This is a genomic window from Streptomyces sp. NPDC059456 (assembly GCF_042750055.1).
In the GTDB taxonomy this organism is placed as follows: domain Bacteria; phylum Actinomycetota; class Actinomycetes; order Streptomycetales; family Streptomycetaceae; genus Streptomyces.
In genome coordinates this window covers 1-25562 of record NZ_JBHYVA010000039.1, presented here as the reverse complement: position 1 = coordinate 25562, position 25562 = coordinate 1, and the positions used below count along the sequence as shown (strand labels likewise).

Annotated in this window: 23 protein-coding genes; 13 read left to right on the top strand and 10 right to left on the bottom strand. The window is 73.5% G+C overall.

The window, feature by feature from the left end:
- The 4 genes from ACFXA3_RS06265 to betA all read right to left on the bottom strand — a co-directional run.
- Positions 1-1419: ABC transporter permease (locus ACFXA3_RS06265; protein ID WP_385182669.1), on the bottom strand; the 1419-nt coding region annotated here is incomplete at its 3' end.
- Complete coding sequence (locus ACFXA3_RS06260; RefSeq protein ID WP_385182672.1) at positions 1419-2471, bottom strand: glycine betaine/L-proline ABC transporter ATP-binding protein; 1053 nt, start codon at positions 2469-2471, stop codon at positions 1419-1421. The genes ACFXA3_RS06265 and ACFXA3_RS06260, both read right to left, overlap by 1 nt.
- 193 nt (positions 2472-2664) lie before the next feature.
- Entirely contained in the window at positions 2665-3552 is an 888-nt protein-coding gene (locus ACFXA3_RS06255; protein ID WP_385182667.1) for a 5,10-methylenetetrahydrofolate reductase, read from the bottom strand.
- Between the two features lie 11 nt (positions 3553-3563).
- Positions 3564-5258, bottom strand: a complete 1695-nt coding sequence (betA, locus tag ACFXA3_RS06250; RefSeq protein ID WP_385182664.1) for a choline dehydrogenase — start codon at positions 5256-5258, stop codon at positions 3564-3566.
- A gap of 168 nt (positions 5259-5426) precedes the next feature.
- Here betA and ACFXA3_RS06245 point away from each other — a divergent pair, with 168 nt between their 5' ends.
- On the top strand, positions 5427-6224 hold the full coding sequence (locus tag ACFXA3_RS06245; RefSeq protein ID WP_385182661.1) for an IclR family transcriptional regulator: 798 nt from the start codon (positions 5427-5429) through the stop codon (positions 6222-6224).
- Here the strand turns inward: ACFXA3_RS06245 and ACFXA3_RS06240 are convergent.
- Together ACFXA3_RS06240 and ACFXA3_RS06235 are read right to left on the bottom strand one after the other, a co-directional pair.
- Positions 6221-7348, bottom strand: coding sequence for an aromatic ring-hydroxylating dioxygenase subunit alpha (locus ACFXA3_RS06240; RefSeq protein ID WP_385182658.1), 1128 nt, complete (start codon positions 7346-7348; stop codon positions 6221-6223). The genes ACFXA3_RS06245 and ACFXA3_RS06240 overlap by 4 nt on opposite strands.
- Before the next feature lie 47 nt (positions 7349-7395).
- The gene (locus ACFXA3_RS06235; protein WP_385182656.1) at positions 7396-7776 is read right to left on the bottom strand and encodes a bifunctional 3-phenylpropionate/cinnamic acid dioxygenase ferredoxin subunit; all 381 of its coding nucleotides are present in this window, start codon (positions 7774-7776) and stop codon (positions 7396-7398) included.
- A 137-nt stretch (positions 7777-7913) separates the two neighbouring features.
- On the opposite strand from ACFXA3_RS06235, the gene ACFXA3_RS06230 reads away from it, so the two are divergent.
- The 5 genes from ACFXA3_RS06230 to ACFXA3_RS06210 all read left to right on the top strand — a co-directional run bounded on the left by ACFXA3_RS06230 (position 7914) and on the right by ACFXA3_RS06210 (position 11863).
- The gene (locus ACFXA3_RS06230) at positions 7914-8831 is read left to right on the top strand and encodes a DNA-binding protein (protein ID WP_385182653.1); all 918 of its coding nucleotides are present in this window, start codon (positions 7914-7916) and stop codon (positions 8829-8831) included.
- Between the two features lie 136 nt (positions 8832-8967).
- Positions 8968-9681 (top strand): response regulator transcription factor, encoded by a 714-nt coding sequence (locus ACFXA3_RS06225; protein ID WP_385182650.1) that lies wholly within the window; start codon positions 8968-8970, stop codon positions 9679-9681.
- Positions 9678-11123 carry a sensor histidine kinase gene (locus tag ACFXA3_RS06220; RefSeq protein ID WP_385182648.1) on the top strand — a complete coding sequence of 482 codons (1446 nt, stop codon included), beginning with the start codon at positions 9678-9680 and terminating at the stop codon, positions 11121-11123. The genes ACFXA3_RS06225 and ACFXA3_RS06220 overlap by 4 nt, the downstream gene beginning before the upstream one ends.
- Before the next feature lie 111 nt (positions 11124-11234).
- Positions 11235-11648, top strand: coding sequence for a hypothetical protein (locus ACFXA3_RS06215; protein ID WP_385182645.1), 414 nt, complete (start codon positions 11235-11237; stop codon positions 11646-11648).
- Positions 11645-11863: a hypothetical protein gene (locus ACFXA3_RS06210; RefSeq protein ID WP_385182643.1), complete on the top strand. Its 219-nt coding sequence runs from the start codon at positions 11645-11647 to the stop codon at positions 11861-11863. Before ACFXA3_RS06215 ends, ACFXA3_RS06210 begins: the two co-directional genes overlap by 4 nt.
- Before the next feature lie 86 nt (positions 11864-11949).
- On the opposite strand, the gene polX is transcribed toward ACFXA3_RS06210, so the two are convergent.
- The gene (gene polX / locus ACFXA3_RS06205; RefSeq protein WP_385182641.1) at positions 11950-13674 is read right to left on the bottom strand and encodes a DNA polymerase/3'-5' exonuclease PolX; all 1725 of its coding nucleotides are present in this window, start codon (positions 13672-13674) and stop codon (positions 11950-11952) included.
- Between the two features lie 177 nt (positions 13675-13851).
- Here polX and ACFXA3_RS06200 point away from each other — a divergent pair, with 177 nt between their 5' ends.
- Together ACFXA3_RS06200 and ACFXA3_RS06195 are read left to right on the top strand one after the other, a co-directional pair.
- Complete coding sequence (locus ACFXA3_RS06200) at positions 13852-15225, top strand: GH1 family beta-glucosidase (protein WP_385182638.1); 1374 nt, start codon at positions 13852-13854, stop codon at positions 15223-15225.
- A complete protein-coding gene (locus ACFXA3_RS06195) occupies positions 15222-16538 on the top strand; it encodes an MFS transporter (RefSeq protein WP_385182635.1) in 1317 nt (438 codons plus the stop codon). Before ACFXA3_RS06200 ends, ACFXA3_RS06195 begins: the two co-directional genes overlap by 4 nt.
- Before the next feature lie 78 nt (positions 16539-16616).
- On the opposite strand, the gene ACFXA3_RS06190 is transcribed toward ACFXA3_RS06195, so the two are convergent.
- Positions 16617-16853 carry a chaplin gene (locus tag ACFXA3_RS06190; protein WP_385182633.1) on the bottom strand — a complete coding sequence of 79 codons (237 nt, stop codon included), beginning with the start codon at positions 16851-16853 and terminating at the stop codon, positions 16617-16619.
- A gap of 431 nt (positions 16854-17284) precedes the next feature.
- Between ACFXA3_RS06190 and ACFXA3_RS06185 the strand changes: the two genes are divergently transcribed.
- The 3 genes from ACFXA3_RS06185 to ACFXA3_RS06175 are packed head-to-tail and all read left to right on the top strand — an operon-like array spanning position 17285 to position 21429.
- Complete coding sequence (locus ACFXA3_RS06185; RefSeq protein ID WP_385182630.1) at positions 17285-19150, top strand: ABC transporter ATP-binding protein; 1866 nt, start codon at positions 17285-17287, stop codon at positions 19148-19150.
- On the top strand, positions 19147-20088 hold the full coding sequence (locus ACFXA3_RS06180) for a serine/threonine-protein kinase (protein WP_385182627.1): 942 nt from the start codon (positions 19147-19149) through the stop codon (positions 20086-20088). The genes ACFXA3_RS06185 and ACFXA3_RS06180 overlap by 4 nt, the downstream gene beginning before the upstream one ends.
- Before the next feature lie 57 nt (positions 20089-20145).
- Positions 20146-21429: a pyroglutamyl peptidase gene (locus ACFXA3_RS06175; protein WP_385182625.1), complete on the top strand. Its 1284-nt coding sequence runs from the start codon at positions 20146-20148 to the stop codon at positions 21427-21429.
- A gap of 6 nt (positions 21430-21435) precedes the next feature.
- Here ACFXA3_RS06175 and ACFXA3_RS06170 read toward each other — a convergent pair whose 3' ends face one another.
- A complete protein-coding gene (locus ACFXA3_RS06170) occupies positions 21436-23169 on the bottom strand; it encodes a DUF885 domain-containing protein (RefSeq protein WP_385182622.1) in 1734 nt (577 codons plus the stop codon).
- A gap of 169 nt (positions 23170-23338) precedes the next feature.
- Here ACFXA3_RS06170 and ACFXA3_RS06165 point away from each other — a divergent pair, with 169 nt between their 5' ends.
- Both ACFXA3_RS06165 and ACFXA3_RS06160 read left to right on the top strand, forming a co-directional pair.
- Positions 23339-23764: a hypothetical protein gene (locus tag ACFXA3_RS06165; protein ID WP_385182619.1), complete on the top strand. Its 426-nt coding sequence runs from the start codon at positions 23339-23341 to the stop codon at positions 23762-23764.
- A 150-nt stretch (positions 23765-23914) separates the two neighbouring features.
- A complete protein-coding gene (locus tag ACFXA3_RS06160) occupies positions 23915-24109 on the top strand; it encodes a hypothetical protein (protein WP_385182616.1) in 195 nt (64 codons plus the stop codon).
- Between the two features lie 34 nt (positions 24110-24143).
- Here ACFXA3_RS06160 and ACFXA3_RS06155 read toward each other — a convergent pair whose 3' ends face one another.
- Positions 24144-25448, bottom strand: a complete 1305-nt coding sequence (locus ACFXA3_RS06155; RefSeq protein ID WP_385182614.1) for an MFS transporter — start codon at positions 25446-25448, stop codon at positions 24144-24146.
- Positions 25449-25562 lie beyond the last annotated feature (114 nt).

Here is a 25562-nt window from a genome sequence, read left to right as displayed (position 1 = left end):
CGAGTGGGACTGATCGCGCGGGGCTGCGGCGCCCAGAGACTCTCCTCTGTTCTCGAGACGCCCGCGGGCGCGTGCCCCGGCGCACCGCCGCGCTCGCGCGCCCCGCCCCCCGCCCCCGCCCACCGCGCCGACGAGCCACCACGGGGAGCCCGTCAGCAGCGCCTCGAAGGGGTTGAGCAGCAGGGTCGTGACCACGTCGCGCACCGCGCCCGTCACCCCGGCGAGGCTGCCCTGTGCCCATGCGGTGGCGGAGTCCGCCGTACGGGAGACCGCCGCGCCGACACCGGCGTCGGCGGGGAACCGCGCCGCCCACACGTAGGTGTGGGAGAGCCAGACGCATGCGCCGGTGAGCACGGCGCCGCCGAGGAGCAGGGGACGGCGCCCTCGCCCCGGGCGGCCGGTGCGCTCGCTCGCCGCGGTGGTGACCCGGTCGAGGACGACGGCCAGGACGACGATGGCGAGCCCGGCGTTGAAGGCCGTGCCCACGTCGAGCGTCTCCAGCGCCTTGAGGACGGTCTTGCCGAGCCCGGGCGCGTCGATGAGTGCGGCGATGGTGACCATGGAGAGCGCGGCCATGATGGTCTGGTTCACGCCCAGCACGACGGTCCGCTTGGACAGCGGCAGCAGCACGGTCGCGAGCGTCTGGCCGCGGGTCGCGCCGAGCGAGCCGGCCGCCTCGACCGCGGCGGCGGGCACGGAACGGATCGCGTGGGCGGTGATGCGTACGGCCGGCGGCATCGCGAAGACCAGCGTGGCGATCGTCGCGGACGCCGGGCCGATGAGGAAGAACAGGGTCAGGGGCGCCAGGTAGACGAAGGTCGGCATCGTCTGCATGAAGTCGAGCACCGGGGTCACCAGGCGGTGCACCCGGTCGGACAGCCCGGCCCAGACACCGAGCGGAATGCCGATGAGCAGGGAGACCAGGACGGCCGCCAGGGTCAGGGCGAGGGTGTCCATGCTCTCGCGCCACAGTCCCTGGAGGCCGAGGAGGACGAAGCCGGCGACGGCGAGGGCCGCCACCCGTACGTTCCCGAACACCCACGAGAGGTATCCGGCGACGGCGACGACGCCCAGCCAGCCGACCACGGGGACGGGCCGGCCGAAGGACGGCTGTGCGAGCAGCCCCTGGAGGAGGGTGACGAGGGTGTCGATGGCGAGCCGGATCTCGTTGAAGACGTGGAGGAAGACCGGATTGCTGTTCCGGCCGGCCCCGACGGCGTCGTTGATCTCGTTGAACCGCCGGTGGAGCGGCGTCAGTTCGGCCGGGCCGAGGGGAAGCGTGTGCAGGCCGCGCAGCGCCGCCCACAAGGCGGCCCACCCGACGAGGACCGCGGCCGCCGCCAGGGCGCGGCCGCCCCGGGCCGGCGCTCGCCGCGGGGACGGCGCCCGCCGCGCGGCCGGTGCTGCCGGGACGGCCATCACGCACCGCCCTCCGGGCCGGCGACGACGGCGAGGATCTCCTCGGCGCCGACGAGGCCCAGCAGCAGCCCGTTCTCGACGACCTGCACGGGCCGGTCCGCCGCGAGGACGGTGCGCACGGCCTCGCGGACAACGATGTCGGGAGCGAACGACGGCCCGTCGAGGGCGTCGTCCGGGCGGGCCGGGCGCATGATCCGGCGCAGGGTGAGCACCTGCGCGCGCGGCACGTCCGCGACGAAGTCCCGGACGTAGTCGTCGGCGGGCGCCCCCACCAGCTCGTCGCCCGTACCGCACTGGACCGTGCGGCCGTCGCGCATGATGAGGATGCGGTCGCCCAGCTTCAGTGCCTCGGACAGGTCGTGGGTGACGAACACCATCGTCTTGCCGACCTCCCGGTGCAGCCGGACGACCTCCTGCTGCATGTCCCGGCGGATCAGCGGGTCGAGCGCCGAGAACGGCTCGTCGAACAGGAGCACGTCCGGGTCCCCGGCGAGGGCGCGGGCGAGGCCCACGCGCTGCTGCATGCCGCCGGAGAGCTGGTCGGGGTAGGAGTGCTCGTACCCGGCGAGGCCGACGAGTTCGATCACCTCCACGGCGCGCCGGGTGCGCTCGGCCCGGCCGGTGCCGCGGATCTCCAGGCCGTACGCGACGTTGTCCAGGACGCGGCGGTGCGGCAGCAGCCCGAAGTGCTGGAAGACCATCGCGAACTTGCGCCGGCGCAGCTCGCGCAGCCGCCTGTGGTCGGCGCCGCGGATGTCCTCGCCCTCGAAGACGAGCTCGCCGGCCGTCGGCTCGATCAGCCGGGTCAGACACCGCACGAGCGTCGACTTCCCGGAGCCGGACAGGCCCATGACCACGAAGACCTCGCCGGGCGACACGTCGAAGGACACGTCGCGCACGGCCGCGGTGCAGCCGGTGCGCTCCAGCAGCTCGCGGCGGGAGAGGGCGGCCAGAGCGGGCGAGTCCGGCACCCGGTCCGCCTTCGGCCCGAAGACCTTCCACAGGCCGCGTACGGAGATCACCGGCGGGCCGTCCCGACGGCCGCCCGCCACCGCTTCGCGCCACTTCCCGCCGACGTACGGATCTGCCACGCGCGGAGCCCTCCATACGGGTAACACCGGTATGTGCGTTGCGTATTGCGCAGCGTAGTGCTTGGAATGGAACGACACGATCGCCCACGGGGTGCGGTACGTCAAGGGGACCGGCGGCCCCGCGGCCGGGTGCGGGGGCGGTGCGGCGGCCCGTTCAGCCGCCGAGGCGCTCCAGCATCGCGCGCCGCCAGCGTTCGGTCTCGGCTATCTGGTTGAAGGTGAACAGGTGCAGGCCGGCCACCGCGGACTCGGGGGATCCCAGGGCGGGGGCGCTGCGGCGCAGCAGCCGCTGCGGGGAGTAGCCGCCGGGCGCGGCGAAGCGCAGGAACCACGAGGGGTGGCGGGTGAGGAATTTGGCCGACTCCCCCACGCCGATCTTCGTGGCCATGGACAGCAGCTTGGTGCGTTCGACGGGGCCGGCGACGCCGACGTGCACGGGCAGGGCGATCCGCCGGCGGCGCACCTGCGCGAGCCAGTGGCTCAGGGTCGCCGGGTCGAAGCACAGGTTGCTGACGATGTACGTCGCGTGCGGTTGCTTGTCCCGCATCGCCTGCACGGCGACGTCGTCGTCGATGAGGGGGTGGCTCTCGGGGTACCCGGTGATGCCGACGTGCGCGAACGGGCTGCCGAGCTCGCCGAGGCGGCGCAGTACGGGCAGGGCCGCGTCATACGGCCCGGCCGGCGGGTCGGCGTCGCCGGCCGGTACGAAGACGTCCTCGATGCCGGCGGCGACCAGCCGGTCCACGATGTCCGAAAGGTGCCCGGCGCCGGTGATCTGCCGGGCCGGGACGTGCGGGACGACCCGGTACCCGTGCCCGGCCAGGCGGACGGCGAGGTCCAGCGTGGGGCCCAGGCCCTTGGCCGGGGACGCGGTGACCGTGACGGGCACGTCCGCCGGGACGTGTGCCAGGACCTTGTCCTCGGTGGCCTTCGCCGGCAGGACCTCGTAGCGGACCCTGCGCAGGAGCTCCGCGAGGCCGCCCCCGGTGACGACGGGGGCCGGCGCGGGGCGTTCGGTGTACGGCGTGGGCCGGGCGGACATGCCGCTCCTCCTCAGGTGTGGCCGGGGCCGTGCCCCTGCTCTGCCTCGCTGTGGAGGCGGTGGTGCCGGTGGAACTCGGCCGTGGACGGCGGCAGTGGCTCGTTGCCCAGGATGAGATCGGCGGCCTTCTCGGCCACCATCATGACGGGTGCGTAGATGTTCCCGTTCGTCACGTACGGCATCACGGACGCGTCCACGACCCGCAGCCCGTCCAGACCGTGCACGCGCAGGCTCGCCGGATCGGTGACGTCCCCCTCGCCGGTGCCCATCCGGCAGGTGCAGGAGGGGTGCAGGGCGGTCTCGCCCTCCCGGGCCACCCAGTCGAGGATCTGCTCGTCGGTTTCGACGCCGGGACCGGGCGAGATCTCACCGCCGTTGTACGGGGCCAGCCCGGGCCGGCCCAGGATGGTGCGCGCGGTGCGGACCGCCTCGACCCACTCGCGGCGGTCCTGATCCGTGGAGAGGTAGTTGAACCGCAGGGCCGGGTGGACCCGGGGGTCCTTGCTCCTGATCTTCACCGAGCCCCTGGCGTCGGAGTACATGGGGCCGACGTGCACCTGGTAGCCGTGGCCCCCGGCGGGCGAGGAGCCGTCGTAGCGGACCGCGACCGGCAGGAAGTGGAACATCAGGTTGGGGTACGCGACGTCCTCGTTGCCGCGCACGAAACCGCCGGCCTCGAAGTGGTTGGTCGCACCGGGGCCGGTGCGCAGGAGCCACTGCAGGCCGATCCAGGGGCGGTGGCGCCACTTCAGGTAGGGCTGCATCGAGACGGGCTGCTTGCAGGCGTACTGGACGTACACCTCCAGGTGGTCCTGGAGGTTCTCCCCCACGCCCGGCAGGTCGTGCACGACGTCGACGTCCAGGGCCCGCAGTTCACCGGCGTTGCCGACGCCGGACAGCTGGAGCAGGTGCGGGGAGTTGAAGGCGCCGCCGCACAGGATCACCTCCCCGGCCCGCACCTGCCGGGGCGCGCCGCGTCCGCGGCGGTACTCGACGCCGACGGCGCGCTTGCCCTCGAAGAGGATCCGGGTCACGAAGGCCCTGGTCCGCACGTGGAGGTTGGGCCGCTTCATGGCGGGGTGGAGGTAGGCCCGGGCCGCGGAGAGCCGGCGTCCGCGGTGGATGGTGCGGTCGAAGGCGGCGAAGCCCTCCTGCCGGTGGCCGTTGACGTCGTCGGTGAGCGGATGGCCGGCTTCCTGGACCGCCTCCATGAAGGCGGTGAAGAGGGGGCCGGTGGCCGGGCCGCGTTCCAGGACGAGGGGGCCCTCGTGGCCGCGGAGCTCGTCCCCGGGGTCCGCGGCCAGGCAGTTCTCCATCCGGTTGAAGTACGGGAGGCAGTGCGCGTAGTCCCAGTCCGCCATGCCCGGGTCGGCGCCCCAGCGCTCGTAGTCCAGGGGGTTGCCGCGCTGGAAGATCATGCCGTTGATGCTGCTCGACCCGCCGAGCACCTTGCCGCGGGCGTGGTGGATGCGCCGCCCGTTCATGTGCGGCTCGGGCTCGGACGCGTACTTCCAGTCGTAGAAGCGGCTGCCGATGGGGAAGGTCAGGGCGGCCGGCATGTGGATGAAGACGTCCCAGGGGTAGTCGGGGCGGCCCGCTTCGAGCACCAGGACGCGGGCGCCCGGCTCGGCGGAGAGCCGGTTCGCCAGGGCGCTGCCGGCCGATCCGCCGCCGACGATGACGAAGTCGTACTGCTGGGGCACCATCGGAATCTCGTCCCTCCCCGTCGTCTCCGGCCGAGGGCCGCCCCCCAGCCGTCACCATGCGGCGCATGCTAGTACGGGTGCCGTCATGCGCACCAGGTTGCGTTCCGCGCAACTTTCCGGCCCCGGCTCGCCCGGCAGGCCGTTGGTGACGGCGAGTATGGTTCCGCCATGAGCAACCAGGAAACAGCCACCGAAACTCCGGGCGCGCCGGCGGGCGGGGTGCAGTCCGTCGACCGCGCCGTCAGCGTGCTGGAGATCCTCGCCCGGCGCGGCGAGGCGGGCGTCAGCGAGGTGGCGGCGGAGATCGACGTCCACAAGTCGACGGCCTTCCGGCTGCTCGGGGCACTGGAGGCGCGCGGTCTCGTCGAACAGGCCACCGACCGGGGCAAGTACCGGCTCGGGTTCGGGATCGTGCGGCTCGCGGGCGCGGTCACGGGGCGGATCGACATCACGCAGGTCGGCCGCCCGGTGTGCGAGCGGCTGGCCGAGGAGCTCGGCGAAACGGTCAACATCGCCATCCTCGAGGAGCAGTACGCGATCAACCTCTGCCAGGTGCGCGGCCCGGGAGCGGTCACGGCGCACAACTGGGTCGGCCAGCTGACGCCGCTGCACGCCACCTCCAGCGGCAAGGTGCTCCTCGCCCACCTCCCGGCGAAGCGGCGGGTGCAGCTGCTGGCGGAGGCCGGCCTGAAGAAGTACACGCCGAGCACCCTGACCGCCCGGACGAAGCTGGAGAAGAACCTCGTCGAAGTGCTGGACCGGGGGTACGCCATGACCCTGGAGGAGTACGAGCTCGGGCTGCACGCCATGGCCGCGCCGGTCCGCGACCGGGACGGCGTGGTGATCGCCGCGATCAGCGCCTCGGGTCCGAGCTACCGCTTCACCGAGGAGCGCATGCGCGGGCTCGCCCCGCTGCTGGTGAAGGGTGCGCAGGAGATCAGCCACCGCATGGGCCACCTGGGCTAGGGCTTGTCCCCGAGGCGGTCCCGGATCCAGTCGTGGAACGCCGCGATGTGGTGCTCGCTGGGCACCAGCACGCCTCCCCCGGCGTACATGCGCGAGCCCATCGCGGGCTGGCAGCGCTCGCAGGCCTCGAAGTCCTGCCGGTTGACCCGGTCGAAGAGCTCGACGGAACGGCTGACGTCCCGGCCGCTGTCCACCACGTCCTTGAGGAACAGCCAGTCGCACTCGACGCGGGTGCGGTCGGCCGCGACCGGGTACATCCGGTGGAAGACGACATGGTCCGGGACGAGGTTGACGAAGACCTGCGGGCGCACGGTGACCGCGTAGTACTTGCGGTCCTGGTCCGGTGACACGGTGGGGATGCGGTCGAGACCCTCCGAGCCGTCGACGGTGAACCCCCGGATCCCCTCGCCGAAGGCGGCGCCGTGCCCGACGTAGTACTGGGCCGCGTAGCCGCCCGCGAACTCCGGCAGCACCTCGGTGAGTTCGGGGTGGATCGTGGCGCAGTGGTAGCACTCCATGAAGTTCTCGACGATGAGCTTCCAGTTCGCCCTGACGTCGTAGACGATCCGCCGGCCGACCTCCAGGCCGGCGATGCCGTACCGCTCGACGGCCTCCGCGTCGCCGAGCCGCTCGACGACGGCTCCGATGACCTGTTCCTCGAAGGAGGGCGGGTGCTCGGCGAGGCAGACCCACACGTAGCCGAGCCATTCGCGTACCGCCACGGCTGCCAGCCCGAACTCGGTCCGGCCGACGTCCGGCATCCTCGTCAGGTTGGGGGCGGCGATCAGTGTGCCGTCGAGGTCGTACGTCCAGGCGTGGTACGGGCATTGGAAGGCCCGCCGGACCTCGCCGGTCTCCTGCGTGCACAGCTTCGCACCGCGGTGGCGGCACACGTTGAAGAAGGCACGGACGGCGCGGGCGCGCGACCGCGTCACCAGGACGCTCTCGCGTCCGACGTCCACGGTGCGGAAGGCGCCCGGGCCGGCGAGTTCGGACGAGCGCCCCACGCAGAACCACATCGTCTCGAAGATGCGCTCCTGCTCCAGCCGGAAGACGGCCGGGTCGGTGTAGTACGCGCCGGGCAGGGTGGCGACCAGGCTCTCCGGCAGGCTGCTCGATGTCACGTGCACTCCTCGCGGAACGTCGTGGTGCGGGACGACGGCCGCGTCCTTCAGGCGCGGCCTTCCTCCCGGAGGGCGGCCGCACGAGGCGGCTGGTGCGGCTGATGCGGCAGGCCGGCCGATGCGTCCCGCGGCAGGACGTACACCGTGCCCTCCTCGACGAGGACCGGGTGGGTGCGGACGGGGCGCCTGGCCGGCGGGGAGTCCACGGCGCCGGTGCGCAGGTCGAACTTCGAGGCGTGCAGGGGGCATTCGATCTCGCACCCCTCCAGCCAGCCGTCGGAGAGCGAGGCGTCCTGGTGGGTGCACGTGTCGTCGATGGCGTACACCTCGCCGTCTTCGGTGTGGAACACCGCGATCGGGGGGTCGGAGTCGAGCCGGCAAACCTCGCCCCGCGGGAGATCCGCGAGTCGGCACACGGGAATCTTCATGACACCTCGGTGCGTATGGCGAAACGGATTGCGGTGAACGCAACGTCAGTTTGAGGGTGCCCCCCTACCTTGTCAAGGAAGGGTTCACGACATCGGAAGGCCTCGCCCACGGCCCCGGAAGGCCGCAGGCTCGGACCATGGAAAACGTCGCCGCACTGACCGCGGAGCTCCTCGAAACGGACCGGACGGCGGGAGCGCGCCGGGCCGCCCCGGCGGCCCTGCGCGCCGTCACCGCCCTCGTTCGCCGTCAGGGCGGTTGCGCGGGACCGGGACCGGGTGGCGGGACGGGTACGGGTACGGGAACGGGTACGGCCGAACGGCCGGCACTGATGGAGCTCTTCCAGGTCGCCGCCTGGATCCTCTTCGACGCGGAGCGGCACGGGCCGTCGCGCCGGCTCAGCCGCCGGGCACTGGCCGTGGCCCGCACCCTGCCCCGGGAGGACCGCTCCCTCGAACTGCTCGTGCTCTCCGTGCTGTGCCTCCAGGAGGAGCACCTCGGGCGCCCCGCCGCGTCGCTGCGCATCTCGTCGTCCGTCCTGGCCGGCCGGGAGCTGCCGGCGCGGGTGGCCGCCGTCTTCCACGTGCGCGAGGCGCGCGCCCTGGCCCGGCTCGGCCGGCGCCGCAGGGCGCTGCGGTCGCTGTCCACGGCCCGGGAGCTGCTGGCCGACGGGCCTTCGGCGCACGATCCGTCCTGGACCTGGTGGTTCGACGGCCCGGAGCTCGACGGCCATCACGGGCTCGCCCTCGCCGCCCTCGGAGATCTGGACGGGGCGGCGTCCCTCCTGTACGAGGCGACCGCGGCGGGCGGGGCTCCGGCCTACCGGTCGCTCTTCCCGGCCGAGCTGGCGTCCGTACTGGCCCGGGCCGGCGCATGGCGGGAAACGGACGCGTGGCTGTCCGCCCTCGCGGAGCGCGTCCCGGACATCGGCTCCGTCCGCGCCCTCAACGCCCTCACCCGCACGACCCGCACCATCGCGTCGGGCCCGCGGGTCCCGCGCGCCCTGCGGAACACCGGCGCGGACCTCGTGGAAGCCCTCCGGAAGGAGCCGACGTGACCGGCGTCGTCCCCGGTGCGCGCGGCCCCCTGCCCCAGGCCCTGAGCACACCCCCCCCTCACCCCGGCTTCCGGACGGTCCGGGGGGCGTGAGAGGGTCGGCGCTGCCTGCGACAACGCCGCGAGAGGAGGGCAGTGTGACCGGTAGCACATCCGCCGGACGGGTATTGGTGGCGGACGACGACGCCGCCATCCGCCGCTCCCTGGAGCGCGGACTGCGGCTGAGCGGCTTCACCGTGCTCCTCGCCGAGGACGGGCCCGGCGCGCTGGCCGCGCTCGCCGACCGGATCCCGGACGTCCTCGTCCTGGACGTCTCGATGCCCGGCCTCACCGGCACGGAGGTCTGCCGCACCCTGCGCGCCCGCGGCGACGAGACCCCCGTACTGATGCTGTCGGCCCTCGACGAGGTCGCGGACCGCATCGCCGGGCTGCAGGCCGGAGCCGACGACTACCTGGTCAAACCCTTCGCCCTGGAGGAACTCGTCCTGCGCCTGACCGCGCTGCTGCGCCGCCGCCCGGACCGGGCACCGGCGGACGTGCTGCGCGCCGGCCCGCTGGTGATCGACGAGGCGAGCCGGCAGGTACGCCAGGACGGGGCCGAGCTCCACTTGACCCGCCGCGAGTTCGAGCTGCTGGTCCAGCTCGTGCGCAACGCCGGGATCGTCCTCACCCGGGACCAGCTGCTCGACCGGGTGTGGGGCTACGACTTCGAGGTCCGCAGCGACGCCGTCGACACCTTCGTCAGCTACCTGCGCCGCAAACTGGAGGAGGGCGGGCGCCCGAGGCTGATCCACACCGTGCGCGGGGTCGGCTTCGTCCTGCGCGTCCCCGAACCCCGGAGCGGATCGTGAAGCTCGCCACCCGCATCGCGCTCTCGGTGACCGTGGTGGTGCCCCTGCTGGTGCTCGCCGCGGGCCTGCTGGTGCTCGGGCTGGTCAGCCGCGATCTGCACCAGCAGCAGGACACCCGGCTCCAGGACCGCGCCTCGGCCGTGCTCCCCGACGTCAAGACGATGCTCACGGCCGACCTGAACGGCCGGCCGAAGGTCGAGCAGAACCAGCACCGCAAGGTCCTCGGCGACGTCCTCGACGCGGGCATCCGGGTCCGCGCGGCGACCGGCGCCACCGTGCTGGAGGGCGGACCGCAGCCCGCCGAACCGGTGCGGCTGCCCGAGCAGACCCCGGACGGGCCCGTCACCGTCCGGGCCAAGGGCCGCGCCTGGCGGGTGCTGACCGTCCCGGTGAGCGGGCCCGCGCCGGGCACCCTGTGGCTGTTCACCCCGGCCTCGGCCGCAGACCCGCAGGTCGTCGCCGTACGCCGCCGGGTACTGCTGGTGGCCCTGCTCGCGGCGCCGGTCTCCGGGCTGCTCGCGTACGGGCTGGCCGGCCGTGCCACCGCGTCCGTCCGGAGGCTGAGCCGCCGGGCCGCCGAGCTCGATCCGGGGGCCGGCCCGGCCGCCTTCGCCACCACCCCCTCGAACATCACCGAGGTCGACGAACTGTCCTCGGCCATCGGCCAGTTGCTGACCCGGTACGAGGAGCAGGCCGCCCGCACCGCACAGGCGCTGGACACCGCCCGCTCGTTCTCCTCGGCCGCCTCGCACGAGCTGCGCACACCGCTGATGAGCATGCGGACCGACCTGGACGTCCTCGCCGCCCATCCCGATCTCCCTCACGCCGAACGGGCCGAGATCGTACGGGACCTGCAGAGCGACCACGCCCGCCTGCTGGACCTGCTCACGGCCCTGCGGATGCTCGCCCGGGGCGATCTGGTGGAGGTGTCCGCCTTCGCCCCGCTCGACCTGTCCGAACTCGTGGACACCGTCACCGGCGAGACCGCCCGCCACCATCCCGCGGCCCGGCTGGACGTGGAACTCCCCGCGGAACTCAGGGTGTTCGGCTGGGATCCCGGGCTGAGGATCCTGCTCGCCAACCTGCTGGGCAATGCGGTGGTGCACGGCCGGATGCCGGACGGGCCGGCGCACGTCGCGGTACGGCTGCACGCGGAGAGCGGCTGTGCGGTGCTCACCGTGGACGACGCGGGCCCCGGCATCCCGCCCGGCGAGCGGGAAGCCGTGTTCCGGCGGTTCCACCACCGCCCGGGCAGCCCCGGCTCCGGACTCGGGCTGACCCTCGTCGCCCAGCAGGCCGCGCTGCACCGGGGCACGGTCGCCGTCGGGACGCCGCCCGGCGGCACGGGCACCCGCTTCGAGGTGCGCCTGCCCCTGTCGGCGCCGGATTCCCCGACGCTGCGGCTGCCCGCGCGGCGGGACTGGATCTCCCGGGGCGACTGAGCCCCCCGCGGACCCGCCCGGACTCACAAAGATTCCACAAAGAGGCCCCCTACCGTCCTGTCCGGCCGGCCGCCATTGAGCCGGCCCGCTCGTACCGAAGGGGATACAGCCATGCTCCCGAACCGTAGGACCGCCGCCGCCATCGGCGCCGTCGCGCTGGCCGGCGCCCTGTTCGCCGCCGCTCCCGCACAGGCCGACAACGCCAGCCCCGCCCCCGCCGCCCCGAAGACGGCCAAGTCCGCGCCGAAGGGCGACGGCGCCAAGGCCATCTGCAAGCGCCTGCCGAAGACGCAGACCCGGATCAGCACCGCGATCGACCGGCTGAACGGCGACGTGACCGTCCCCGGCTCCGTCGCCCGGCTGGAGCAGCGCGTCGCGAACGCCCAGACCGCCGGTCACACCGAGGTCCACACCTACCTGAACGACCGCCTGACCTTCCGCAAGAGCCTGCTGCCCACCCTCCAGAAGCGGCAGGACGACCTGAAGGCCGTCAGCACCTGGTGCTCCGCGCAGGGGTCCAAGTGACCGTCCCCCGCCGCGCCGCACTGGGGATGGCCGTCCTGCTCACGGGCGCGGCGCTGGTGCTCACCGGCTGCATGCCGGGCGCGAGCGCCTCGCCGAAGGACAGCCAGTCCGTGAGCGGCTCCGACGACGCGACCGTCCGGGACATGCAGAAGAAACTGGACGACGCCGAGAGCGCGGCCGCCGAGGCGGACACGGACGCCACCCAGAACAACTGACCGGCCCCGTGCACCCGGCCCGTGGACCCGCCGCGCGCCCGGTCCGGCCCGCCCCCGTGATCGGGGGCGGGCCGGACCCGTTGCGGTCAGGCGCGCTTCGCCCGCAGGAAACGGTGCAGCCGGGTCCACGGCCAGGCGTTGACGACGTCGTCCTCCGTCAGCCAGCCGCGCTGCGCCGTGCCCACCCCGTAGCGCAGGTACGGCAGGTGCGTGGTCGCGTGCGCGTCCGAGTTCACCGCGAACTTCACCCCGTGGCGCTTCGCCCGCAGGATGTCCTCGTCGCCCAGGTCGAGCCGCTCCGGATGCGCGTTGATCTCCAGCGCGGTGCCCGTCCGCGCGCAGGCCTCGAAGACGGCGTCGAAGTCGGCGTCCACGCCGGGGCGGCGGCCGATCCGCCGGGTGGTGGGATGGCCGATGACGGCGACGTTCGGGTTCTCGCAGGCCCGGATGAAGCGCCGGGTCATGGCCTGCCGGCTCTGGCCGAAGTGGGAGTGGACGGAGGCCACGCACAGGTCGAAGTCCGCGAGGAACGCGTCGGGCCAGTCCAGGCCGCCGTCCGGCCCGATGTTGAGTTCCGTGCCGTGCAGCAGCCGCATTCCGCGCACCGTGCGGTCCAGTGCCCGGACCCGCTCGCGCTGGGCCAGGATCTTCTCCCGCGTCATGCGCTGCATGGCGAGGTCCGGCGCATGGTCGGTGACCGCGTAGTACGCGTAGCCGCGGGCGGCAGCGGCGGCCACCATGTCCTCCAGGGAGGCGAGCCCGTCGGTGAGGTCGGTGTGGGTGTGCAGGTCGCCTCGGATGTCGCCCTCCGCCAGCAGGGCGGGCAGTTCGCCGCGCAGTGCCGCCGCGACCTCGCCGCGGTCCTCCCGCAACGGCGGCGGGATCCAGGGCAGTCCGAGCCGGGCGTAGATCTCCTCCTCGGTCTCCGAGGCGAGGTTCTCGCCGCTCCGGGCGTCGAAGAGCCCGTACTCGGAGAGCTTGAACCCCTGGCGCACGGCCAGCGCGCGGGTGCGGACGTTGTGCGCCTTGGACCCGGTGAAGTACTGGAGTCCCGCGCCCCAGGAGGCGGGCGGCAGGACGCGCAGGTCGACCTGGAGCCCGGCGCCGGTGCGCACGGAGGTCTTCTTCGCCCCCCGCACGATGACCTCGGCCACGTACGGGAGTTCGGTGAGCGCCGTCATGAACGGGGCGGACCGGTCGGCCGCCACCAGGACGTCGATGTCGCCGACGGTCTCCCGCATCCGGCGCAGCGAACCCGCGTACGTGCAGCGCACGCACCCCGGGATCCGCTCCATCCCGGCGACGATCTGCTCGGCGATGTCCGTCGCGGCGTCGAGCAGGATCCGGCCGTCGGCGTGGCGCAGGACGGAGATCCCGTGGAGGATGTTCTGCTCCGTCTGCTCGCCGAACCCTTTCAGATCGCGCAGCCGCTCCTGCCCGATGGCCTCCTCCAGCTGCTCGACGGAGGAGATGCCCAGCTGCTCGTACAGGACGAGGGCCTTTCTGGGCCCCAGGCCGGGGACGGCCGTCAGCTCGCGCACCCCGGCCGGTACGGCAGCCCGGCTCGCCTCGATGTCCGGGACGTGTCCGGTGCCCAGGAACTCCACGATCTTGTCGGCGATGGACCGGCCCACGTGCGGGATCTCCCGCAGGGCCCTGGCGTCCAGCCCGGCGACATCGGCCGGGTGGCCGCCGACGGAACGGGCGGCCTTCTCGTAGGCGCGCGCCTTGAAGGCGTCGCCGCCGCTGATCGCGATCAGGTCGGCGTACTCCCGCAGCAGCGCCTCGACCCGTTCGTTGGCCCTGGCCACGCCTCCAGGGTACGGGCCGCACGCCCCGCACGAAGAAGTAGAGGATTGTTCACTTTCCATTGACAGGGCGGGCCCCGGGGCCCAAAAGTGTGGCCGTCAGCGATGCATCCGACAGCGGCCGGACACCGCCCTGTCGGCAGTCCGTGCCGTGCGCCACCGCGACCGAAGCGAGCCCGTATGACTGCGCCCGTACCCCAGTTCCCCGCCGGTTTCCTGTGGGGCGTCTCCGCCTCGGCGTTCCAGATCGAGGGCTCGCCCGCCGCGGGCGGCCGGGGCCCTTCCTCGTGGGACGCGTTCACGAAGGAGGCGGGCCGCATCAAGGACGGCTCGCACGCGGACGTGGCCACCGACCACTACCGCCGCTACCGCGAGGACGTGGCCCTGATGGCCGGTCTGGGCGTCGGCGCCTACCGGTTCTCGGTGTCCTGGTCGCGGGTCCTGCCCGACGGCCACGGGCGGGTCAACCGCGAGGGGCTGGACTTCTACGACCGGCTCGTCGACGCGCTGTGCACCGCCGGGATCGCCCCCGTGCCCACGCTGTTCCACTGGGACACCCCGCTCGCCCTGGAGGAGAAGGGCGGCTGGCTCAGCCGCGACACCGCGCAGCGGTTCGCCGCGTACGCCTCCGTCGTCGCGGAGCGGCTCGCCGACCGCGTCCCGATGTGGATCACCATCAACGAGCCCGCCGAGGTCACCCTCCTCGGGTACGGCCTCGGCGAGCACGCCCCGGGCAAACGCCTCGTCTTCGACGCCCTGCCCGCGGCGCACCACCAGCTCCTGGCCCACGGACTCGGCGTACAGGCCCTGCGCGCCGCCGGCGCCCGGCAGATCGGCATCGCCGCCTCGCACAGCCCCGTGTGGGCCGCCGGCGACGGCGAGGCCGACCGCGGCGCCGCCGAGCTGTACGACATGCTCACCAACCGCCTCTTCTCCGACCCGATCCTGACCGGTGCGTACCCCGACGAGGGCCTGGCCTCGCTGCTGCCCGGCCCGGTGGCGGAAGACCTCGCGACGATCTCGGCCCCGCTCGACTGGTACGGCGTCAACTACTACAACCCGATGCTCGTCGGAGCCCCGCAACAGGGCGGACCCGCGGGCGAGTTCGGGGGCATCGGGATCCCGGCGGACCTCCCGTTCGCGATCCGGCCGATCGAGGGGTACGCACACACCGACTTCGGCTGGCCGGTGGTCCCGGACGGCCTGCGCGAACTGCTCGTCTCGCTGCGCGGGCGCTACGGCGACCGGCTGCCGCCGCTGTACGTCACCGAGAACGGCTGCTCGTACGGGGACGGGCCCGATCCCGTCACGGGCCGGATCGCCGACGCGCGCCGGATCGCGTACCACGCGGGCCATCTCGGCGCCCTGCACCGGGCGATGGAGGAGGGGGTCGACGTCCGCGGCTACTTCATCTGGTCGATCCTCGACAACTTCGAGTGGGCGGAGGGCTACCGGCAGCGGTTCGGGCTGGTCCACGTCGACTACGAGACGCTGGAACGCACTCCGAAGGACTCGTACGCCTGGTACCGCGACGTGATCAAGGGCCGCGGATGACGATCGGGCGGACGGCCGAGGAGGGCGCCGACCCGGCGGGCGGGAAACCGGCCCCCGGCGGCGGACCGTCCGGAGGCGGACCGGCGGGCGGGCGGCAGGCGGGCGGGGAACCGGTCGGCGGGCGGTGGGTGGGCGCCCTGTCCCTCGCCAACCTGGGGGTCTGGGTCGGCTGGTTCGGGCCGCTCCAACTGCTGCTGGCCCGCCAGGCCGAGCAGCTCGCCCCCGACCACAAGGCGTCCACGCTCGCGCTGGTGACGGGAGTGGGCGCGGCCGTCTCGATGGTCGCCAACCCGGTGTTCGGGGCCCTCTCGGACCGTACGACCGCGTCGGTCGGTCGGCGGATCCCCTGGGTGGTGGCGGGTGTCGCGGGCGGGGCGGCCGGACTGGTCGTCCTCGCGCGGGCACCGGACCTCGCCCTGGTGATCGCCGGCTGGTGCCTGGTCCAACTGGCCCTCAACGCGGCCTTCGCCGCCCTCACCGCGGCGGTGCCCGATCAGGTCCCGCCCCGGCAGCGCGGCCTGGTCGGCGGTTGGCTCGGCGTCGCCCAGGTCTGCGGCATCCTGGTCGGCACGGCGCTGGCCACGGTGGCGGGCGGCATCACCGCCGGGTACCTCGCGTGCGCGGCGTTCTCGGTGCTCGCGGCCGTCCCGTACGTGGTGATGCGGCGCGACACCCGGCTCTCCCCCGCCGCCCGGCCGGCCTTCCGGTGGCGGGCGTTCCTCACCGGTTTCTGGATCGATCCGCGCCGGCACCCGGACTTCGGCTGGGCCTGGCTGACGCGGTTCCTGATGAACCTGTCGTACTCCGTCAGCACGATGTACCTGCTGTACTACCTGACGGACGCGGTGCACTACGAGGACGACGCGGACACGGGCGTCCTGATCCTGACGGCGCTGAACGCGGTGACCCTGCTGGCCACGGTGGTGGTCGGCGGCGTCCGCTCGGACCGCACGGGCCGCCGGAAGGCCTACGTCATCGGGTCGGGTCTCGTCATCTCGGTGGCCACGCTGTTGCTGGCCGTCTGGCAGACCTGGACCGGGGCGGTCGTCGCCTCGCTGGTCCTCGGGGTCGGCTTCGGCGTCTACACGTCGGTGGACTTCGCCCTGCTGACGGACGTGCTGCCGACGGCCGAGGACCGGGGCCGGGACCTCGGGGTCATCAACATCGCCAACGCGCTGCCCCAGGTGCTGGCTCCGGTGATCGCGGCGCCGGTGGTCACGCACTTCGGCGGGTACACGACGCTCTACGCCCTCGCGGGCGCCCTGGCGCTGGCGGGATCGGTGCTGGTCCGCCGCATCCGCGGGGTCACGTAGCGGCGGTGCGGGCGCGCGGCACCCGACGTGCACCCGCGGTGCCACCGGACGGGCCGGTGACACCGCGGGCAGGTTGGGTCAGGAGTTGACGCAGACGTTGCCGCCGGCCGGGTTCAGCAGACCGATGAGGCTGATGCTGTTGCCGCAGGCGTTCAGCTGGAGGTGGATCGGGATCTGGACCAGGTTGCCCGAGAGAAAGCCCGGCGAGCCGATGGCGTAGCCTTCGGCCCCCGCGTCGGCGGCGGCGCTGCCGATTCCGCCCAGCGTCGCACCGACGACCAGAGCGGCTCCGGCCACCAGGGTACGGATCTTCATGTGGGTCTCCCATCGCATGAGGGTGTGCCGGGCCATCCCATACCAGCGCGGCCCGAACGTTCCCGATTCACCCGGTCGTGGGCGGTGTCCGCGCCGCGGTCCCGGAGGTCGCGAAAGATTTCCGACCGAGAATTTTCCGCGAAGGGCAATCTCCCCGGCGCTCTGGTGCGTATACCCCCGTGGAAGTCTCTCCAGGAGGAAAACTCATGGCGATCTTCACTCACCTCATCCCTGCAAAGCACCGCCGTCACGGAAAGAGGGACATGACCTCGGGGAACAACGACAGCACCGAGAGGCGCTGCCGCCGTCGTCGCCGGCACACCCAGCACGGCAACAACGGAAACCACGGTCACAACTGGTGATCGGCGAGGACGGCTGGGCGGATCCGCTTCGTGGTCCGCTCAGCCGCCGGTCGTTGAGGACACCCGACGATGAAACACGTGGCACGGCACGCCCTGCGGCGGCTGCTGTCGGTGACGGACGATCCCGATGCGGTCGTCGCCGCGGCACCTCCCGTCACACCGCGCGAGGCCTTCCGGCGGTTCTGGCCCTACACCCGGGGCGGCCGGCGCTGGCTCGTCCCGATCCTCCTCTTCAGCATCGTCGGCCCGCTGCTGGACGCGGCCGAGATCTGGCTCTTCAAGGTCGTGGTGGACGAGGTCCTCGTACCGCGCGACCTGGGCCCGTTCCTGTGGATCGCACTGGCCTATCTGGGACTGGTGCTGTGCTCGGGCGTTCTGGGGTTCGCCGACGACGTGTTGTCCACGTGGGTCGGCGAACGTTTTCTGCTGGCCCTGCGCGCGGACGTCTACCGCCACGTCCAGGGCCTCTCGCTCGGGTTCTTCGAGCGCCGGCGGCTGGGAGACGTACTGGCCCGCATCACCGGCGACGTCGACGCGATCGAGACGTTCCTGCTGTCGGGCGTGGCCAACGCCCTCTACTACGTGATCCAGTTGGGCGTCTTCCTCGGTCTGCTCTTCTACCTGAGCTGGGACCTGACCCTTCTCGCGCTCGTCATCGTGCCCCTGTTCTGGGGCGCGGCCCGGCAGTTCTCCCGGCTGATCAGGGCCGCGTCGCGCGAGCGGCGCCGGCGCAGCGGCTCGGTCAGCGCGATCGCCGAGGAGTCCCTCGGCAACATCGCACTCGTGCAGGCGTACAACCGGCAGGAGACCGAGGAGGACCGGTTCGCCCGCGAGAGCATGGGCCGGTTCCGGGCGGCGATGGTCTCGGCCCGCATCCGCTCGGTGTACGGCCCGCTCGTCGAGGCGATCGAGCTGACCGGTGCACTGGCCGTCCTGGCCCTGGGTACGTGGAAGCTGGCCCAGGGGCAGCTCACGCTGGGCGGGCTGCTGGTCTTCGTCGCCCTGCTGGGCAAGCTCTACGGCCCGATCCGCGACCTGTCCCAGCTCACCAACACCTTCTACGCGGCGTCGGCGTCGGCCGAGCGGATCATCGAACTGCTCGACCAGCGTCCGCAGGTCGTGGAAGTGGAAGCCGCCCGTGCCCGGAAGGTCGGACGCGCCCGGGGCAATGTCGAGTTCCGCGGCGTGTCCTTCCGCTATCCGGGCACGGGGCGCTGGGCCCTGCGCGACGTGTCGTTCCGCGTGGAGCCGGGAGCGACGCTGGCGCTGGTCGGGGCGAGCGGTGCCGGCAAGTCCACGGTCGGGAAACTGCAACTGCGCTTCTACGACCCGGACCGGGGGGCCGTCCTCCTCGACGGCACCGACCTGCGGGAGCTCCGGCTGTCCGAACTGCGGGAGAACGTCGCGGTGGTGCTCCAGGAGACACTGGTCTTCCACGGCACGGTCCGCGAGAACATCGCGTACGGCCGGCCCGGCGCGACGGAGGCGGACATCGTCGCGGCGGCGCGGGCGGCCGACGCCGACGCCTTCATCCGGCTGCTCCCCGAGGGCTACGACACCGTCGTGGGCCAGCGGGGACGGACCCTGTCCGGCGGCCAGGCCCAGCGCCTGGCGATCGCCCGCGCGATGGTGCGGGACGCGCCCGTACTGCTCCTGGACGAACCGACCACCGGTCTGGACGCCGAATCGGGCCGCCGGATCATGGAGCCGTTGCGCCGGCTGATGGCCGGGCGGACCACCGTCGTGATCTCCCACAACCTGCTCACCGTCCGCGACGCGACGTCCACGGTGGTACTGGAGCAGGGCCGGGTCGCGCAGTGCGGCACGCACGAGGAGCTGCTCGTACGGGACGGGCCCTACGCCCGCCTGCACCGGGCGAACGGCGGCGCGCCCGGCCCCGCCGCCGGTCCTCCTCCCCTGAAGGTGCTGTCGTGAGCCCCGCCGCCACCGGCACCGCCAACGCCGCAGCCGCGCCTGCGGCTCCCCTGCTGGCGCCCGGTACGGTTCCGGCCCCCGGGTACGAGGTGTTGGCGCACCTGGCCCGGACCGGCTGGCTGGATCTCTACGACGCCTGGAGCGGGGAGCGGGACTGCCGGTGCGTGGTGAAGGTGCTGCGCCCGGACCGCCGGGGCGAGGCGCGGCTGGGCGAGCGGCTCGTCCGGGAGGGCCGGTGGCTCCAGGGCTTCACGCACCCGCACCTGGTGCGCGCGTACGAGACCTTCGAGTCGCCGGAGCCGCTGGTCGTGCTGGAGACGCTGACGGGCGAGACGCTGGCGCACCTCGTCGGCCGGCTCCCGCGGCGGGCGTCCGCCGGGGACGTGGCCGTCCTGGGCGTGCAGCTGTGCTCCGCGGTGCACTACCTGCACGGGCAGGGCCTGCTGCACCTGGACCTGAAGCCGTCCAACGTCGTGGTGGAGGGCGGCCACGCGAAGGTGCTCGACCTCAGCGTCGCCCGGGCCCCCGGCCACGCGCCCGCGGGGGCCGGCACGTTCGGCTACATGGCACCGGAACAGGCGCGCGGGGGCGTCCTGTCGGCGGCGGCCGACGTCTGGGGCATCGGCGTCACCCTGTACGAAGTGGCCACCGGGGAAGTGGCGTTCGATCCCGGCGAAACCCTGGACCCGAGCACGGAATCGGGACCGGGATCGGGAGCGCGCTCGGGCGGCGCGGACGGGGCCGGGGACTGGTACCCGCAGCTCGAGGGTCCGGCTCCGCCCGTCGGCACCCGGCGGCGGCTGCCCCGGGCCCTGGCGGCGGCCATCGACGGCTGCCTGCGCCCCGATCCGGCGGCCCGGCCCACGGTGGCGGAACTGTCCGCGGCCCTCGACGCGACGCTGCGCCAACGGCGCCGTGACACCCCCGCACCGGAGTGAACCGCACGGACGAGGGCGTCTGGTGGGGCCGCCCGTGTCTATGTAATGTCACATTGCATGATGCTCTTACGGCGTGCCGCGTCCGTCGCGGCCCTTCTCGCCACCGTCCTTCCCCTGGCCGTCGCCGCACCCGCGCACGCGGACGAGACCTCCCCGTGCCGCACCACGGCCCCCGGCCCCGCCCCGCGCCCCGACCCCGAACAGGCGCGGCTCGCCGATGCCCGGACCACCGCGCTCGTCGAACGCGCCGGGTTCGGGGACTTCGTCCGGCGCTTCCCCGCCGCACTGTGCACGGCCCGCAGCGCCGCCGAGGCCGGGCGGCTCCTGGACGACTGGGGCGGGGCCCTCTGGCAGGCCGCCGTACGCCGTGCCCAGGGGCAGCGGCCCGGCGGTGACCTCCCGGCCGGGGACGACCGGCCGCTGTACTGGACCCGGCTGGCCATGACCACCGCGCTCGCCCGCTGGCAACCGGCCTTCCCCGTCGACGGACCCGCGCTGCGCACCCGCTTCGAGGACGCCTCCCGCGGCCTCACGGACAACGCCTTCCGGTCGGCGCCGGGCGTACGGCGCGTCTTCATCAGCGGCTTCGACCCCTTCGGACTCGACACCGAACTGCGCCGCGCCAACCCCTCCGGTTCCGCGGCCCTGCGGCTCAACGGGCTCCGGATCACCCTCGCCGACGGCGGTCCCGCCGAGATCCGCGCCGTCGTCCTGCCGGTGCGGTACGCGGACTTCGACGCCGGCATCGTGGAGCGGGCCTTCGCCCCGCGGCTGGCGGGCGGCCACGGCGCCGCCGCCGACGTCATCACCACCGTCAGCCAGGGCTACCCCGGCATCTTCACGCTGGAGGCCTGGGCGGGCCGGTCCCGGTCGGCGGACCCGTACCCCGACAACACCGGCTCCCTGTCCGGCGGTACCCGTGAGCACCCGGTGACCGCCCCCGGCCTCGGCCCGGGCGCCGAGTTCATCCGGACCACGCTTCCCACCGAAGCGGCCACCGGATCCGTGCGGAGCCCGTACCCGGTGCTGCTCAACACCGCCGTCACCGAGATCCCGGCGGGTGCCACCGCCCCCGTGGACCGCGAGGACGGCCCGACACCGGGTTCGCGGGCGGTGGAGGGCGGCGGGGGCGGTTACCTGTCCAACGAGGTGGCCTACCGCTCCAACCGCCTGCGCGGTGAACTCGCCCCGCAGCTGCCCGGCGGCCACCTGCACACCCCCGTCCTCACCGGCCTCCCGGCGGATCCGGCCCTGCTGACGGGCCCCGAGTTCGAGCGCAACGAGACCGCGATCGCGACGGAGGTCCGCGCCGTCCTCGAACACACCGCCGCGCGCCCCTGATCCCGGCTACAGGGAGTCGAGTTCGTCGCTCAGGTCCCGCAGGCCGAGCGAGCCGAGCGAGAGCGCGGCCATGTGCCAGCGTTTGAGGTCGAAGTCCGCCCCCTGCTTGGCCCGGGCCCGCTCCCGCCCCTCCAGCCACGCCCGTTCACCGAGCTTGTACGAGATGGCCTGGCCGGGCCTGCCCAGGTAGCGGATCACCTCGCTGTCCAGGTAGGCCGCGGGCCGGCTGGAATAGCGGCCGAGGAACTCCCGGGCCAGGGCGGGCGTCCAGCGTTCTCCCGGCCGGAACGGCGACCCGGCCGGGATCCGCATCCGCAGGTGCATGCCGATGTCGACGATCACGCGGACGGCCCGCATCATCTGGGCGTCGAGATGGCCCAGCCGGTGCGCGGGGTCGGTGAGGAACCCCAGCTCGTCCATGAGGCGTTCGGCGTACAGGGCCCAGCCCTCGGTGGTGGCGCTCACCCTGGCGACCTTCGTCTGGTAGCGGGAGAGGCCGTCCGCGAGGAACGTCCAGTGCCCCAGCTGGAGATGGTGCCCGGGGAACCCCTCGTGGTACCAGGTGGACACCAGGTTGTGGGTGGGGAAGCGGGTCCGGCCGAGGGTGGGCAGCCACGTCCGGCCCGGGCGCGTGAAGTCCAGGGAGGGCTGCGAGTAGTACGGCGCCGCGGCGCCGCCGGGCGGTGCGATGCAGGACTCGACGCGCCGGACCGGCTCGGCGATGTCGAAGTGCCGCCCGTCCAGGGCCTCCACTGCCTCGTCCATCAGGGACTGCAGCCAGAGCCTGGTCTCCTCGGCCCCGTGGACGCTGCGGCCGTGGTCGCCCAGCCAGCCCAGGACCACCCAGGGGTCCTGTCCGCCGGGCAGGACGCGCGTGGCCTCGGCCCGCATCGCGGGCAGCAGCCGGTGGAATTCCTCCCAGCCGTACGCGTGCGCCTCGTCGAGGTCGAGGTCCGCGCCGGTGTAGTGGCGGGCGAAGCGGGTGTAGCGCTCGCGCCCGACCGCGTCCTCGGCCCCGGCGCCGGTGGCCTGCGCACCGTACTCGCGCCGGAACCACTCCGCCAGTTCGGCGAAAGCGCCCGTGGCCACGCGGGCCGCGGCCGCCACCTCGGCGGCCTGTTGCGGCGGCGCGCCGGCCGCCAGCCGGCCGAACCCGCCGGCCCCGGCGCCCAGCCACTCCTCCAGTTGGGCCACGTTGGCCCGCACCTGGCGCGGCGCCGCTGCCGTTCCGCGGCGCACGCCCTCGGCGAGGGAGGCCCGGTAGCCGCTCAGACACGCGGGCACGGCCCGCAGCCGCCGCGCGATCACCGCCCAGTCCTCGGCCGTCCGGGTCGGCATCACGGCGAACACCTTGCGCACCCGGTGCAGGGGCGAGGAGATGTTGTCGACGGCGCGCAGGTGCTCGCCGGCCTCGTGCTGGGCCAGTTCCGCGTCGAGCCGCTCCCGCAGCAGCCGGGCGCACCGCCGCTCGACGCCGTCGGCCTCGGGGTCTGCATCCCCGTCGCCCCCGGCGGCGCCGTCGGCGGACGTGGGCGGGGCGGCTTCGGCCACGGCGAGCCGCACCAGGGTCCCGCGCGCGAGTTCCGCCGCACCGAGCGCCCCGTCGGGCGAGAAGTCGGGCAGTCTGTCCGCGCCTGCGGAGGTGCCGAGGTACGTGCCGGTGATCGGGTCGAGCGCGAGCAGGGCGTCGACGTGCGCATCGGAGATCTGACGGGGCAGCTCACGCTGGGGCCTCAACATGCCCGGGGTACTGCCCAGCGCCTCCCCGGGGCACGCCGGGCAGCGTCGTCTTTGGCCGGTTCGGCGCGCCCGCCCCGACGTGCGGCCCGGGGCAGTGGTGCGCACGATGGTGTACGGGACCGCCGTGGCTCGCGGTTCCGGGTCCCGCACCCGACAGAGAGGCGGCGCGATGAGCAGCACGCCGAGTACCACGCCGAGGGGTACCAGCAGCGGCAGCGGCTGGGCCGCGGGCGGCACGATGTTCGCAGGTGTACTGATGGTCGTCAGTGGCGTCTTCGCCATCATCGAGGGCATCGTCGCCCTCGCGAACGACGAGGTGTACCAGCACATCGGCAACTACACCTTCAAGTTCGACCTCACGACCTGGGGCTGGATCCACCTCGTCGTCGGCGTCCTCGTGCTCGTGGCGGGCGCGGCGATCCTCAAGGGTTCGGAGGCGGGCCGGATCGCCGGTATCGCCCTGACCTGCCTGTACGTGATCTTCCACTTCATGTGGCTGCCGTACCAGCCGCTGTGGTCGCTGATCGCCATCGCCATCGGCGTCTTCGTGGTGTGGGCCCTGTGCACCGACGTCCAGCGGACGCGGGAGCCCTGACGGTGTGACGGCGCCGGCCGGAGGCCTGCGAGGCGTACCGGCCGGCTCCTCGCGGCCGGGTCCGTCCCCGCCCCGGGGCGTGCATGCGTCCGGGAAGTGTTCTAGCGTCGTAGGGAGCGAGCCGCCGAGCAGAGGGCAGAGGTGGGAACGATGGCGAGTCCGACTCCGGCCCAGTTTCGGGCCGTCCACGGCGACATGGGGCGCTGGCAGGCCGTCGACTTCGAGGTCTACGAGCACCTCGTGGAGAACCAGTACGTCGTGGGCCCGCCGCCCCGGCGCGAACCCGCCGAGCGCCCTGACCGGACCCCTCCCCCGGGATCCCGGCCGCCGACCGGGCGGCCGTGACGGCGACCGGGACCGGTCACGGGGTGGGGGGCGGTCACGGGGTGGGAGCGGGGGCGGTGTCCGGACGGTCCGCCTGCCGCGCCGCCCGGCGGCGCAACGCGTCCTCGTCCGTTTCCGCGTCGTAGGTCACCAGCTTCGGCAGCAGGACGGACAGGACCGCCACCGCCCCGATGCACATCAGCCCGCCGCTCCAGAAGGCCGGCCGGGTGCCCGTCCAGCCCGCGACCGTGCCCGCGCGGACCTGGCCGAGCTGCGGGCCCACGCTGTACGACAGCACCTCGATGCCCGCCAGCCGCCCGCGCAGTTCCTCGGGGATGGTCTGGTTCCAGATCGTCGCCCGGCCCAGGCCGCTCAGCATGTCGCCGGCGCCCGCGACCGCCAGGCACACCAGGACCAGCCGGATGTCGGTGAACCAGCCCGCGGCGGCGATCGCCGCGCCCCAGACCGCGGCTCCGCTCACCACGAACAGGCCGTGCCGCCGCACCCGTGAGGTCCAGCCGCTGGTCATCCCGAGCACGAGGGAGCCGACGGCTCCCGCCGAGTACATCAGGCCCAGTGCCCAGACGGCGTCCAGCTCGTCCGCGAGGAAGGGGAAGATCGTGTTCGGGAAGGCGAAGAACATCGCCGCCAGGTCCACCGCGTACGTGCCGAGCAGCACCGGCCTGCTCCACGCGTAGCGCGCGCCCTCGGCGATGCCGCGCAGCGAGGGCCGTTCCGCGCCGGGCGACGGCGGCGCCGGGGACAGCCGGGTGCACAGCGCGACGGACAGGGCGAACCCGGCGACGGTGACCCCGTAGGCGGCCGGGTAGCCGGCGTAGGCGACGACCAGGCCGGCCAGCGCCGGTCCGGCGATCGCGCCGATCTGGTAGCGCAGCGCGTTGAGGGCGGCGGCCGCGGTCTGCTGCTCGTGCGGCACGATCCGGGCCATCATCGAGTCCAGGGCAGGGCGCTGGAGTCCGGCGAGCGCCGAGACCCCGGCGGCGACCACGTACAGGGGCCACAGCATCGGGCTCGGCAGCAGGGAGTTCACGAGCAGGACGAGGGCCAGCACCCCGAGTCCGGCCTCGCTCAGCAGGATCAGCCGCCGCCGGTCGAGGGCGTCGGCGAGGGCACCGCCGTACAGGCCGAAGACGACCAGCGGGACGAGTTCCACCGCACCCATGGCACCGACCGCGAGCGGCGAGTCCGTCAGGTGCTTGATCTGGAGCGGGAGGGCGATCATCGCCATGAACGACGTGAAGAACGTGACGGCGCCCTGGAAGAAGAGCAGCCGGAAATCGCGGCTGGAACGCCACGGGGCGAGGTCGGGAAGCAGGCCGGACAGGCGGGTGGTACTCACGAGGGGTCATCGTGCGTGACCCGCCCGCGGGCCGGGGCCAGGGGGTGAGCGGTGCCCGGGGCGGGGGCGGGCGGGGGGGGGGGGGCCACGACAGGCCGGGCCGCGGCCCCGTGA